This window comes from Priestia sp. 3CA3, from assembly GCF_056836725.1.
Map to the genome: position 1 here is coordinate 284,883 of NZ_JBXENJ010000005.1, position 13,415 is coordinate 298,297.

A 13,415-nucleotide genomic window follows, 5' to 3' on the forward strand; every position below is an offset into this window, starting at 1 on the left:
GAAGGAAGATGGATGTAAAAGAACACCTTTCATTTTTTGCTGCTTTGTATCAAGTAGATGAACATGCAAAAATAGGAATGTGGCTGTTATACTTTACTATTTTAGGGCTATCTGTTCTCGTGTACAAACTCGGGTTTGCAAAGAAGCTGCCGCTTTTAAAATCTGTGGTTATTTATCTATTTTTAGCTTTTGGATGTACGATTTTAACGTTTTTAGGCATTTTTTTACCTGTAGCTGAAGGGCTAGTGGTTGCAGCGCTTGTATTAATTATTTATAAAATACGGCTGTATCAGGCTAAAAAGCAAAACTCCACGTTGGGTTCATAACAGACTACATAAAAAGACGCTTGTAGCTACAAGCGTCTTTTTAGTATGATATAGCCGAAGACAAGAGCGGCTGCGAAAATTAAATGGCCAGCTGTCCAATAAAAAATTGCTACTGCATCATCCACTGCAGGCGTAGGCTTAAGCGAAAGCAGCGTCAACGGAAAATACAAAGGAATGGTTGGAAGTGTTAATAAAAAAGAACACAATACGATTTTTCGAATAGACATATTGTTTAATTTACCTACTATGTAAACAAAAACGATACCAATTGCAACGGCAATGAATAAATGAAAAACAAACTCCACCCATTCAGGCCATTGAATAGGGCCAATGATAGGAATAAAATCAACATTTAATAAAAGGGTATAAACTTGTTTGCCGGTTAGCCATTCTATCCATTTCAAACATAACCCAAGGATAATCCCGCTGAACATGCCGATACTTATTCCTAAACGGAGCACCTTACCAATCCTCCTCTGTCTTTTTCGACTCATATAGTTTAAAGTTACCAGTAGCTATGCGTTCTTTTGTTCGTTTTTCAATCCGTTCAGAACATTCATTGCACATATATGTATGGATAGGACGGTTGCGCAGTCGTTTTGCCACGAGCGTTTCATCCTCAATTGTTTCAATTTTATCGCACATGACACATTGTACTCTCATTTCTATCACCTCAACTTCTCTATACATCATTCTAGCCGAAAATTCTTGTTTTATAAAGTTTTTTTGCGGTGCTATCTCTCAGGAGAAAAGGAACGATAGGAAAACATTCCTAAAGAAGCAGGTAATTTTGCTTGTTAGCTCGAAGATAGTAACTAGTAAGTACATAAACAGTAGGAGGGATGAAAATGGCCAACGAAGTCGAGACTCAATTAGTAGATGCATTATACGATGAGCTACAGACAGAGAGATTTGCAACCATTTCAACTATTGATTTTGAAACAAACGCTCCAAATGTTAGTGCCATTTCGTGGTTAGTAGCTCCGACTAAACAAAAAATTCGATTTGCCGTAGATGTCAAATCGAGGATTGTAGAAAACATTAAACATACGAATAAAGCAGTGGTAAATATTCTTGCTAATGAATCATGCTACTCAATCAGCGGAATAGCTGAGGTAGTGCAAGAAAAGTTAGACGGAGTAGCTTTAAAGCTGACGCTAATTGAACTAGATATTAATGAAGTAAGAGATGTCATGTTCTATGGCTCTAAGATTTCAGTAAACCCTTCATATGAAAAGACCTATGATCCAGTAGCAGCCGCTAAACTCGATAAGCAAGTAATTGAAGCGATAAAAAAAGCTTAGCAGCAGCCTGCCGCTAAGCGACTTTTTTATTCATTTTTTTGAAGATGATTATTAGATTGTTTTTCCTGCTCATTCTTTAAATTTTGCTCTTGTTTATTATTTAATTTTTGATTGTTTGTATCTGTTGAACTAGGATTTCGGCGGATTTCTTCTGCAAATTCAGGCATCACTCGGTTTACAATGGCTGCTAATTCATCTAAAAATCCTGTAACCGGCCGACCTTTGCGAATTTCATTTCCAATTTGTTTTAGCCGAGCGACCGTATCAGGATCTGCAATAACAACAGAGTTAGCGCCGTACGGATCAGCTTTCAGACCTTCGGCAACTGTATATTTGATTGAACTTACTTCTGAACGATCAATATCTTTGCCGACGTCAATGCCTACGATTGCATACTTGCCGAGCACAATGGCGGTAGCATCATTTACATTCGGAACGCTTGAAGCCAGTTCAACTAAATGGGCTGATATTTCATTAGCAGTACGCTTGTGAGAGCGTTCAGGAGATGAATTTTTGACCTGTACAATTCGATCTGTTTTTTGTCCTTCTTCAACGTCTGCTTGATTATTGTTGCAGCCGGTTAGTGTAATAAAACATAAGCTAATGGATAGAAAAAATTTGTTCATGTGGGAGACTCCTCCTTATGAATGACTCATTTTTTGTAGTAATTTGTATTTAGTTTCTAATAGTTCTTCTATCTTTATACACGTGTTCATATATTTAAAGAAAATGGTCCGTCCATTTAAGGTCACTTCACACATGTGCGTTACATAGTATATAAATGGATGGGTGCCTTGTTTCACTCCTTACAGGAAAAACAATCGGAGTAGGAGGCTGAATTATTGGGAAAAATTTATGTATTAGATACGAATGTTTTATTACAAGATCCGCATTCAATTTTTTCATTTGATGATAACGAAGTAGTGATTCCAGCCGTTGTACTAGAAGAAGTTGATTCGAAAAAAAGAAATATGGATGAAGTCGGACGAAATGCAAGGCAGGTATCCAAACTCATTGATAACTTGAGACAACATGGAAAGTTATATGAGAAAATCCCGTTAGAAAATGGGGGCCATTTGCGAATTGAACTCAATCATCGCTCTTTTCAGCAGCTTCAAGAAATCTTTGTGGAAAAAACAAATGATAATCGAATTTTAGCTGTTGCTAAAAATTTATCCCTTGAAGAGGAAACAAAAGAAGATGGACGTGAAGTGATACTAGTAAGTAAAGATGTGTTGGTACGTGTGAAGGCTGACGCAATCGGTTTAAGAGCAGAAGATTTTTTAAGTGATCGAGTAGTGGAATTCAATAGTATTTATACAGGCTTTTCAGAAGTCTATATTGCAAAAGAGCTGCTGAGTCAATTTTACGAAAAAGGAGAGCTGCTAACGTCTCAAATTGCGAACCACTCCTTTTTTGCAAATCAATTCTTAGTGATGAAAGATGCATTTGGAGGATCCGGATCAGCCATCGGCATTGTCGATCAAACAACAACGAAAGTAAAAAAACTGTTATTTGAATATGATCATATCTGGGGAATCAAACCTCGAAATGTTCAGCAAATTATGGCGTTAGAACTTCTTCTTAGAGACGACGTTCAACTGGTCACGTTAATTGGAAAGGCAGGTACGGGTAAAACGCTGCTTGCTTTAGCTTCAGGACTTATGCAGACGGAAGATCTAGGGTGTTTTAAAAAGCTGCTTGTAGCTCGTCCAATTGTTCCTTTAGGGAAAGATATTGGGTTCTTGCCAGGAGAAAAGCAGGAGAAGCTTCGTCCATGGATGCAACCAATTTATGATAACCTAGAGTACTTATTCAACACTAAAAAACCTGGAGAACTGGATGCGATTCTAGCGGGGCTGAGTTCAATAGAAGTGGAAGCCTTGACGTATATAAGAGGCCGAAGCATTCCGGAACAGTTTATTATTATTGATGAAGCACAAAATTTAACGAAGCATGAAATTAAAACAATTTTAACAAGGGTAGGGGAAAAGAGTAAAATTGTGCTTATGGGAGATCCGGCTCAAATTGATCATCCTTATTTAGATGAGTATAACAACGGATTAACGTACGTAGTTGAAAAGTTTAAAGAGCAAAAAGTATCGGGCCACGTTCGGTTAATCAAAGGAGAGCGCTCCGGGCTAGCACAATTAGCAGCTGATATTCTTTAAAAAAGGTGGGGTTCCTTTTGGAACCCCACCTTTTTTTATTATGTAACGATGATTTCTTCCACATATTTAATAGGGTTATTTCGGTTAGATCCATCCGGTAAATAGACATAGATAGGCCCGTCTTCTCTAAGAGGCTTTCCGTCTTGGCTGAAACCAAAGATTAGTTTTTGCGCTTCTTCTAATGAAAAAGAAATCAGCGCGTCTTTTGTTTTAAATGAAACGTTGGTAGCGTCTTCAGTAGGTGAAGCGTTTGCTAGAAAAGGTGCAAATAAAATCCCAAATGTTCCATTTACTAGCTCCTGTTTTTTGAATTTCTTTTCGGTTTTTAACGTAGGAGGAAAGACGGCTCCTTCTTGAATTTCACGGTCCCAATGCTTAGAAACAGCCTTTGTGTACGCTTCTGTCTCGTCTTTTTGCTCCGGTGGATGTTCAAAGAAAACGTCCATATCGAGCTTGCGGTCATCGAAAATCCACACGCTTGGGTCGAGTGTCAGCGTATATTTTACTTTTCCTTTTAACATAATAATTGAATTCATAATAAATGCCCCCTTGCTAAAAGTATAAGCGCTTTCTCCTTATTTGTCACTTTGATGAAAAAATTTAGTTGAGAGTGATTATCGTATGATATAATGTAAGAGTCAACGAAAGTGCGAAATTTCCTACATCTATGGTAATGGTTTTGAGAAAGTAACAGTATAAAAAAGACGGCCAGCCTCACGGACATGTTTATCCTTGCTTTTTTGGAGCATAGCCTTTAAAATTGAGAGATAGATTAGGTAATCGCTCGCGAACGGAGGGATTGAGTTTGACGCCTGAGACAATGATAGATCATCGTGAAAAAGCGTATGCGTTGTTAAAAGCTGATGCAGATAAGATTTTGCAATTAATTCAAGTTCAAATGGATAACTTAACAATGCCACAATGTCCTCTTTATGAAGAGGTTTTAGATACACAAATGTTTGGTTTATCAAGAGAAATTGATTTTGCAGTTCGTCTTGGTTTAATTGATGAACGTGTTGGAAAAACATTGCTAGACCGCCTCGAGCGTGAACTTTCTGCACTGCATGAAGCGTTTACAAAAAAATAAAAATCACGCGATCGAAACTCAAACTATATACAAACGTAGTTTGAGTTTTTTATTACAGGTGGTTGAAATTTCCTAATTTACTCAAATTTGTACATAAAAAATGAAACGAAACAGAAACACGTCATTTTTAAAGGAAGAGGGTTATGGTAAAAAAAATATTTAGGCATTTTGACTATTCAATTGTAATTCCAGTGCTGCTTCTTTGTGCGGTTGGACTAGTTATGGTTTACAGTTCAAGTATGATTGTAAGTATTACAAGATATCATACGTCAAGTGATTTCTTTTACAACAGACAAAAAATGTGGCTTGCTTTTACGCTTGTATTGTTCATTTTAACAATGCTAACACCTTACAAGCTGTATCCTAAAATACTGCCTTATGCGATTCTGGGCATTTTTGTACTGCTTTTGCTTGTGTTTGTAATGGGGCATACGAGTAACAATGCGCAAAGTTGGCTGCAGCTGGGCGGAGCAAACATGCAGCCGGCTGAGTATGCCAAGCTTGTTGTCATTTTATACTTATCGTATGTTTTGTCTAAAAGGCAAGAGTATATTGACAACATCAAAAAAGCTTTTTTTGGACCTATGGGTCTTGTATTTCTAATATTAGGTTTTGTAGCGATTCAGCCTGACCTTGGAACGGGATCAATTATTTTTGCGATTGCCGTTACCATTATGCTATGTTCGGGAATCTCTAAAAAAACCTTTTTCCGCATGCTAGCACTAGGTATTATTTTGCTTACGGTCATTATTACGATTGGTTTTTTTACAGGTCAGTTTACTGCCAATCGAATCGGCCGTTTTACCGGTGCGTCAGATCCGTTTGCTAATGCTCAAGGAACCGGTTATCAGCTGGTTAATTCATATTTAGCAATAGGTACAGGAGGCTTAAAAGGCCTTGGTTTAGGAGAAAGTGTACAAAAGTATGGTTATCTTCCTGAGCCCCATACCGATTTCATTATGGCCATTATTGCAGAAGAATTAGGATTCTTTGGAGTTATGCTCGTGCTGGGCCTTTTAGGCTTCTTAATTTTCAGGATTTTAATGCTGGCTAAAAAATCTCAGGATCCGTTTGCTAGCATGATTTGTATTGGAGTAGCCAGTATGATAGGTATTCAAACAGGCATTAACCTTGGAGGGCTTACGGGACTCATTCCGATTACCGGCGTCACGCTTCCGTTTATCAGTTACGGAGGGTCTTCGCTACTAACGCTGATGGTATCTATGGGAATTATTGTAAATATTTCGTTTTTCGTAAATTATCAAAATAAAAAACAGAAAAATACGGAAAATATTGTGCTACATCCGAACAATACATCAACAACAAGTGATTGATTTTCGTAAAAAAATTGTGTAAAAAAAGCAAAAATTTATTGGAATTTTATTATTTTCCATTGATTTTTGCTTTTCTTTTATCCAATTTTGCTATATATTGAAGTTTATACGAAATTGAGAGGAGATTAGCAACATGAGTTTTGTAACTAAAAAAATCAAAAAAGTATTAGTAGCAAACCGAGGAGAAATTGCGATTCGTGTATTTCGAGCATGTACTGAACTGAATATTCGGACTGTTGCAATTTATTCGAAGGAAGACGCAGGTTCTTATCACCGTTACAAAGCGGATGAAGCCTATTTAGTAGGAGCGGAGAAGAAGCCCATTGATGCTTATTTAGATATAGAAGGCATCATCGACATTGCTAAGTCTCATGATGTAGATGCTATTCACCCTGGCTATGGTTTTTTGTCAGAAAATATCCAATTTGCAAAACGTTGCGAAGAAGAAGGCATTATTTTCATTGGCCCAAAATCCAAGCATCTTGATATGTTTGGCGATAAAGTAAAAGCACGTCATCAGGCTATTCAAGCAGATATTCCCGTTATTCCTGGTACAGATGGTCCTATTGATTCAATTGACGAAGCAAAAGAATTTGCTAATCAGCATGGATATCCTCTAATGATCAAAGCAGCTTTGGGCGGAGGCGGTCGAGGCATGCGTATCGTTCGCGATGCAGACAGCCTGAATGAATCTTATGATCGTGCCAAATCAGAAGCAAAAGCGGCTTTTGGTAATGATGAAGTATACGTCGAGAAACTAGTTGAAAATCCAAAACATATTGAAGTGCAAATTTTAGGTGATGAACAAGGAAATGTTGTGCACCTTTACGAACGCGACTGTTCAGTGCAGCGTCGTCACCAAAAAGTAGTAGAAGTAGCACCAAGTGTTTCTATAGATGAAGACTTACGTCTCCGCATTTGTGAAGCAGCTGTGCAGCTGATGGAAAAAGTGCAGTACATAAATGCTGGTACAGTAGAATTTTTAGTATCAGGAAACGATTTTTATTTTATTGAAGTAAATCCACGTGTTCAAGTAGAGCACACAATTACTGAAATGATTACAGGTATTGATATCGTTCAATCGCAAATTTTAATTGCGGACGGCTACGCACTTCACAGCAAGGAAGTGTCTATTCCTGCACAAGACCAAATTCACGTACATGGATATGCAATTCAATCTCGTGTAACGACAGAAGACCCGTTAAATAACTTTATGCCGGATACGGGTAAGATTATGGCTTATCGTTCTGGCGGCGGTTTTGGCGTACGTTTAGATACGGGAAACAGCTTCCAAGGTGCTGTCATTACGCCGTATTATGATTCACTGTTAGTAAAAGTAACAACATGGGCCTTAACATTCGATCAAGCCGCATCAAAAATGGTACGGAACTTAAAAGAGTTTCGTATTCGTGGAATTAAAACCAATATTCCATTTCTTGAAAATGTAGTAAAGCATGATAAGTTCTTAACAGGCGCTTATGATACATCCTTTATTGATACAACGCCTGAACTTTTTGTCTTCCCTAAGCGAAAAGACCGCGGAACTAAAATGCTTACATACATTGGGAATGTTACGGTAAACGGATTCCCGGGTGTATCGGAAAAGAAAAAGCCAATCTTTACGAAACCGCGTGTTCCTAATGTCGATATAAAACAACCAATTCCAAACGGAACAAAGCAGATTTTAGATGAAAAAGGCGCTGAAGGGCTAGTAAATTGGGTGAAAGAACGCAAGGAAGTGCTATTAACGGATACAACTTTCCGTGATGGCCATCAGTCTCTTTTAGCAACGCGTATTCGTACAAACGACTTAAAACAAGTAGCTAACCCAACTGCACGCTTGCTTCCGGATTTATTTTCTATGGAAATGTGGGGAGGAGCAACGTTTGATGTCGCTTATCGATTCTTAAAAGAAGATCCGTGGGATCGCTTGCTTACTTTACGTCAACAAGCGCCAAACGTTCTTTTCCAAATGCTTCTTCGCGCGTCAAATGCGGTTGGATATAAAAACTATCCTGATAATGTAATCAAGGAATTTGTTGAAAAATCAGCTTATGCAGGTATTGATGTTTTCCGTATCTTTGACAGCTTAAACTGGGTGCAAGGAATGACTCTTGCAATTGACTCCGTTCGTCAAACAGGGAAGATTGCAGAAGCAGCGATGTGTTATACAGGTGATATTTTAGATCCGACGCGCCGTAAGTATGATTTGGATTACTACAAGAACTTAGCAAAAGAGCTTGAGCAGTCTGGAGCACATATCCTGGGCATTAAAGATATGGCGGGTCTTTTAAAACCACAGGCAGCTTATGATTTAGTATCGGCTCTAAAAGAAACGGTTGATATTCCAATTCACCTTCATACGCATGATACAAGCGGAAACGGTGTATACACGTACGCAAAAGCAATTGAAGCAGGTGTAGACATTGTAGACGTAGCCGTAAGCTCAATGGCAGGCTTAACGTCTCAGCCGAGCGCTAACTCTCTTTATTACGCATTAGAAGGTGCGGACCGCAGACCAAATCTGGATATTAAAAATCTAGAAGAGCTTTCTTACTATTGGGAAGACGTGCGAAAATATTATCAAGACTTCGAAAGCGGGATGAATGCTCCTCATACGGAAGTGTACGAGCATGAAATGCCAGGCGGTCAATATAGCAACTTACAGCAACAAGCAAAAGCAGTTGGTTTAGGAAACCGCTGGGATGAAGTAAAAGATATGTATTCACGCGTGAATTTGTTATTTGGTGATATTGTAAAAGTTACGCCATCATCAAAAGTAGTTGGAGACATGGCATTGTTTATGGTTCAAAACAATTTGACAGAAGAAACGCTGTTTGAGCGCGGTGAAACGCTTGACTTCCCGGATTCCGTTATTGAATTGTTTGAAGGGTATTTAGGACAGCCTCACGGGGGATTCCCTAAAGAGCTTCAGCGCATCATTCTAAAAGGCAGAAAACCTATTACAGTTCGTCCTGGAGAACTGTTAGAAGATGTGGACTTCGATGCAGTGAAAGAAAAGCTATTTAAAGACTTAAATCGTCAAGTGACGAGTTTTGACGCCATTGCTTATGCACTGTATCCAAAAGTATTTATGGATTATCACAAAGCAGTCGAACAATACGGAGACATCTCTGTTCTTGATACACCGACTTTCCTATACGGCATGCGTTTAGGAGAAGAGGCTGAAATTGAGATTGAAAAAGGAAAAACCTTAATCGTTCGCCTTGTATCCATTGGAGAACCGCAGGCAGACGGTACGCGAACAGTATACTTTGAATTAAACGGTCAGCCTCGTGAAGTCGTGATTAAAGACGAAAGTGTCAAAACAACCGTTACGGCAAAACAAAAAGCCGACCAAGGAAATCCGGCCCACATTGGCGCTTCAATGCCTGGAACCGTTATTCGAGTAGTAGTAGAAAAAGGCGATAAAGTCTCAAAAGGTGATCACTTAATGATCACAGAAGCAATGAAAATGGAAACAACCGTGCAAGCACCATTTGACGGCGTGATTAAACAAGTACACGTATCGAATGGAGATGGCATCCAGCCGGGAGATTTATTAATTGAATTAGAAAGCTAATCAAAAAAGGTACGAGCTCAGAGCTCGTACCTTTTTTAATTAATTATGTGTATGACGCGTTGCAAGTAAGGTCAAGTAGCTTAATACACCGAATAGGAAAGAGATAATTAAAGAATGAGCAAGCGCGAGCTCTAGCTGCAGACGTGTGACAACAACAAGCATACCGGAAACCGCCTGAAAAATAACTAGAATGAGAGCAGCTAACCATCCGTAAAAAATATTTTTTTGATGACGATAATATTTAACTGCATGGATAAAGGCAGCTAAAATCCATACAAACGTTAAAACAGCAGCGGATCGATGTCCCATTTGAATCCACTGATTCAAATCAACGGGTAGCCAACCGTTTCCGTTTGAACAAAATGGAACGTCTGGACAGGCTAAGCTAGCTTCTTTATGGCGAACAAGCGCGCCCGTGTACACAACGGCATATGTGTATAAGATAACCCCGTAAATATGTTTTTTCATTTTAGAGCCTAGCTGCATGTTAGCTGTGTCGAGCTTTTGATCCACTTCAAAGATGATAAGTGTTAACAGCAGCACAGAAGCAAACGAAATAAGGGAAATACCAAAATGAAGAGCAAGCACCGCATCTGATTGCCCCCACATAACGGCAGCGGCCCCAATTAATGCTTGCAGTACTAGGAAGAAAAAAGAGATAAACGCTAAAGGTCTAACTTCTTTTATATGTCCTAGTGAAATCCACGCCCATACGCATAAAGCGAGTACAAGAAAGCCCGACACGCTAGAAACTAAGCGGTGGCTTAATTCAACAACGGTTTCAAATGTTAAAGGGTCGGGAATGAGCTGTCCGTTACACAGAGGCCAAGAATCTCCGCACCCGTCTGCTGAACCAGTTTTCGTAACAAGAGCACCGCCAAGTAGAATAAGTAACATGGCTATGCTCGTCACAACGGATAAAAACTTTAATCCAAGTCGCACAATAATCACCATCCTAAAAGCAAAGTAAGTAATATAACGAGCTAAACATTTTATCCTAATCTTTTTGTATATTAAACATAAATTTCATTTATTCTCCATAAACTTGATTGAATTTGTTATAATGGTAGAAAGTGTAAGGTTTGTTCATGAGTTTGACTCTGCAGATATGTAAAAGGTACCGTACAGAAAACTATTTTACTTGCAGAAATATCTTTTAACAAGTGACAGGGACATGCATTTAGCTCATGACAAAAAAAATCCATATTTTTTTCATGAATTCTTCACAAAGTAACGGCAAAATATGGTTTAATAAACATGAGAAATAGATAATTCTCTACTATTTTATCGTTTACATGTGAAGCTTTTAAGTAGTTTCGGTGAGAGGAATATGACTTCTTTGTGAACAAAGAGGAGATTTTTGTAAAAATATGTTGAAAACGCCTTCATTTATAGACTCTTTATTTACTAGATAAAAGTCTGTGGATGAGTAAAGGAGGAAGCGCCATGGAAGATTCAAAAATGGTGGAAGATTCAACGCTTTCTGCATCGCCTAACACAGCTCATGTAAGCGAAAATAGTTCCATTTGGTCAGATTTTTTAGCTACGATTAAAATCGGAATAGTCAACTCAAATTTCATCACCACCTTTACTGGTTTTTGGCTAGCTCTTTTCTTCAACGAACAACACTTCTTAGAAAACCTGGATAAAGCATTTTTTACTTTAATAGGTTCTTCACTTATCATCGCCGGTTCATGCAGTTTGAACAATTACATAGATCGTGACATTGACCCTCTAATGGAACGAACAAAGGGACGACCTACAGTGACAGGAAGTTTTACACCTTTGACGGTCCTTGGGATTGGAATCGGTTTGACGTTAACCGGCTTGCTTATGCTACTAGTTGTTTCTTCCGTAGCCGCTCTCATCGGATTAGCAGGAATACTTACATATGTAGTTCTTTACACCATGTGGTCCAAAAGACTATACACAATTAATACAGTAATCGGAAGTATATCAGGCGCTGTCCCGCCATTAATTGGATGGGCCGCTATCGATCCCAATTTACACGTAGTGGCTTGGGTATTATTTTTAATCATGTTTATTTGGCAGCCGCCTCATTTTCTAGCTCTTGCTATGCGAAGATGTGAAGAATATCGAGCAGCGGGAATCCCTATGCTGCCTGTTGTACATGGTTTTGAGCTTACAAAACGACAGATTCTCATTTGGATTGCTTGTTTGTTGCCATTACCTCTTTATTTATACGAATTAGGCATTCCATTTCTAATTTTGGCCACTGTTTTAAACATAGGATGGCTATTTTTAGGATTTGCTCAATACAATAAACAAGAAGACACAAAGTGGGCTAGCATGATGTTTGTCTACTCACTAAACTATTTAACTATTTTATTTGTCTCAATGATTGTCGCAACGCTTTTTGCCTAGATAAAATCTTTCACTGAATGCGACGCTGCACAAGGGGGATTTCTTCTACATGTAGAATTCATTATAGAAGGAATAAGTTTTATGCTCAAGAGGGCATAGATGAAATCACGTCAATGAAAGAGAGGTTGGGGAATGGTATGAAAAAATGGCGATTGAACTTTCGTGTTTTGTCGTTATTTACGCTGCTTGCATTCGTGTTATCGGCCTGTGGAAAACCGTTTTTGTCAACACTTAAGCCTGCAGGTGAGGTAGCTGAAGAACAATATTCGCTTATGCTTCTTAGTACAGCCATCATGGTTTTAGTTATTATTGTGGTCACCATTATCTTTATATTTGTTATTCTGCGCTTTCGCCGTCGTAAAGGCGAAGAAAACGTGATTCCAAAGCAAGTGGAAGGAAGCAGAAAGTTAGAAATTATATGGACAGTGATTCCTATCTTGCTGCTCATTATTTTGACTGTTCCAACGGTCATCTCAACATTTAAGCTAGCGGACGTAAAAGGAATGAAGGACAAAGATGCTGTCGTAGTAAATGTGCGTGCTAACTTGTACTGGTGGGAATTTGAGTATCCTAATCAAAAAATTATTACATCCCAAGATCTAGTTGTTCCAACGGATAAAAAAGTCTACTTTAATATTAAAGCTTCTGACGTCAAGCACTCATTCTGGATTCCTTCAGTTGGAGGAAAGCTCGATGCTAACACAGAAAATGATAATAAATTCTGGCTAGTGTTTGATTCTAAAAAATCGAAGGAAGCTAACGGGGTTTTCTACGGAAAATGTGCTGAGCTTTGCGGTCCATCTCATTCTCTTATGGACTTTAAAGTAAGGGCTGTATCAAGCAATGAATTTGATACGTGGGCAAAAGATTTGAAAAAGGCAAAGCCTGATGTAGAAACAGCATCCGCAAAAGCGGGTCAAGAGGTCTTTAATGAAAGCTGTATCGGATGCCATGCTGTTGATGTCAAAGACAATCGTCCAGAGCAAGCTCGTCAAGCACCAAACTTAGCCGGTTTTTCTGAACGTGAGCGTGTAGCCGGAGTGCTTCCTCACAACAAGGAAAATATCAAAAAATGGTTAAAAAACCCTGAGAAAGTTAAGCCGGGTAATAAGATGAGTGGTACATATCCTGACTTAACTGATGAACAAGTAAATGAGCTAGCAGACTATTTAATGAGTTTAAAAGAAAAATAAACGTCCAGTCGTTTTTAAAAGGGGAGGTTTAG

The 13,415-nt window shown here is 38.6% G+C and carries 13 protein-coding genes; 8 read left to right on the top strand and 5 right to left on the bottom strand.

Going from position 1 to position 13,415, the window contains the following annotated elements:
- The first annotated feature begins 8 nt into the window (after positions 1-8).
- Positions 9-326: a YlaH-like family protein gene (locus AC1VNJ_RS15595; protein ID WP_013056067.1), complete on the top strand. Its 318-nt coding sequence runs from the start codon at positions 9-11 to the stop codon at positions 324-326.
- A gap of 26 nt (positions 327-352) precedes the next feature.
- Here AC1VNJ_RS15595 and AC1VNJ_RS15600 read toward each other — a convergent pair whose 3' ends face one another.
- Together AC1VNJ_RS15600 and AC1VNJ_RS15605 are read right to left on the bottom strand one after the other, a co-directional pair.
- The gene (locus AC1VNJ_RS15600) at positions 353-787 is read right to left on the bottom strand and encodes a hypothetical protein (RefSeq protein ID WP_482641029.1); all 435 of its coding nucleotides are present in this window, start codon (positions 785-787) and stop codon (positions 353-355) included.
- 1 nt (position 788) lies between these two features.
- Entirely contained in the window at positions 789-989 is a 201-nt protein-coding gene (locus AC1VNJ_RS15605; protein WP_013056069.1) for a YlaI family protein, read from the bottom strand.
- A 185-nt stretch (positions 990-1,174) separates the two neighbouring features.
- Here AC1VNJ_RS15605 and AC1VNJ_RS15610 point away from each other — a divergent pair, with 185 nt between their 5' ends.
- On the top strand, positions 1,175-1,630 hold the full coding sequence (locus AC1VNJ_RS15610) for a pyridoxamine 5'-phosphate oxidase family protein (RefSeq protein ID WP_033578412.1): 456 nt from the start codon (positions 1,175-1,177) through the stop codon (positions 1,628-1,630).
- 26 nt (positions 1,631-1,656) lie between these two features.
- On the opposite strand, the gene AC1VNJ_RS15615 is transcribed toward AC1VNJ_RS15610, so the two are convergent.
- A complete protein-coding gene (locus AC1VNJ_RS15615; protein ID WP_013056071.1) occupies positions 1,657-2,256 on the bottom strand; it encodes a YhcN/YlaJ family sporulation lipoprotein in 600 nt (199 codons plus the stop codon).
- 216 nt (positions 2,257-2,472) lie between these two features.
- Here AC1VNJ_RS15615 and AC1VNJ_RS15620 point away from each other — a divergent pair, with 216 nt between their 5' ends.
- Positions 2,473-3,801 carry a PhoH family protein gene (locus tag AC1VNJ_RS15620; protein WP_013056072.1) on the top strand — a complete coding sequence of 443 codons (1,329 nt, stop codon included), beginning with the start codon at positions 2,473-2,475 and terminating at the stop codon, positions 3,799-3,801.
- Positions 3,802-3,839: 38 nt separating this feature from the next.
- Here AC1VNJ_RS15620 and AC1VNJ_RS15625 read toward each other — a convergent pair whose 3' ends face one another.
- The gene (locus tag AC1VNJ_RS15625; RefSeq protein ID WP_028414101.1) at positions 3,840-4,337 is read right to left on the bottom strand and encodes a hypothetical protein; all 498 of its coding nucleotides are present in this window, start codon (positions 4,335-4,337) and stop codon (positions 3,840-3,842) included.
- A 284-nt stretch (positions 4,338-4,621) separates the two neighbouring features.
- Here AC1VNJ_RS15625 and AC1VNJ_RS15630 point away from each other — a divergent pair, with 284 nt between their 5' ends.
- The 3 genes from AC1VNJ_RS15630 to pyc all read left to right on the top strand — a co-directional run bounded on the left by AC1VNJ_RS15630 (position 4,622) and on the right by pyc (position 9,805).
- Positions 4,622-4,888 (top strand): Fpa/YlaN family protein, encoded by a 267-nt coding sequence (locus tag AC1VNJ_RS15630; RefSeq protein ID WP_370506486.1) that lies wholly within the window; start codon positions 4,622-4,624, stop codon positions 4,886-4,888.
- Positions 4,889-5,031: 143 nt separating this feature from the next.
- Positions 5,032-6,222 carry an FtsW/RodA/SpoVE family cell cycle protein gene (locus AC1VNJ_RS15635; RefSeq protein ID WP_014460986.1) on the top strand — a complete coding sequence of 397 codons (1,191 nt, stop codon included), beginning with the start codon at positions 5,032-5,034 and terminating at the stop codon, positions 6,220-6,222.
- A 133-nt stretch (positions 6,223-6,355) separates the two neighbouring features.
- On the top strand, positions 6,356-9,805 hold the full coding sequence (gene pyc / locus AC1VNJ_RS15640) for a pyruvate carboxylase (protein ID WP_033578413.1): 3,450 nt from the start codon (positions 6,356-6,358) through the stop codon (positions 9,803-9,805).
- A gap of 39 nt (positions 9,806-9,844) precedes the next feature.
- Here pyc and AC1VNJ_RS15645 read toward each other — a convergent pair whose 3' ends face one another.
- Positions 9,845-10,747 carry a COX15/CtaA family protein gene (locus tag AC1VNJ_RS15645; protein WP_482641030.1) on the bottom strand — a complete coding sequence of 301 codons (903 nt, stop codon included), beginning with the start codon at positions 10,745-10,747 and terminating at the stop codon, positions 9,845-9,847.
- A 504-nt stretch (positions 10,748-11,251) separates the two neighbouring features.
- Between AC1VNJ_RS15645 and cyoE the strand changes: the two genes are divergently transcribed.
- Together cyoE and coxB are read left to right on the top strand one after the other, a co-directional pair.
- On the top strand, positions 11,252-12,190 hold the full coding sequence (gene cyoE / locus AC1VNJ_RS15650; protein ID WP_028414097.1) for a heme o synthase: 939 nt from the start codon (positions 11,252-11,254) through the stop codon (positions 12,188-12,190).
- A 137-nt stretch (positions 12,191-12,327) separates the two neighbouring features.
- Entirely contained in the window at positions 12,328-13,383 is a 1,056-nt protein-coding gene (coxB, locus tag AC1VNJ_RS15655) for a cytochrome c oxidase subunit II (protein WP_028414096.1), read from the top strand.
- The last annotated feature ends 32 nt before the right edge of the window (positions 13,384-13,415 follow it).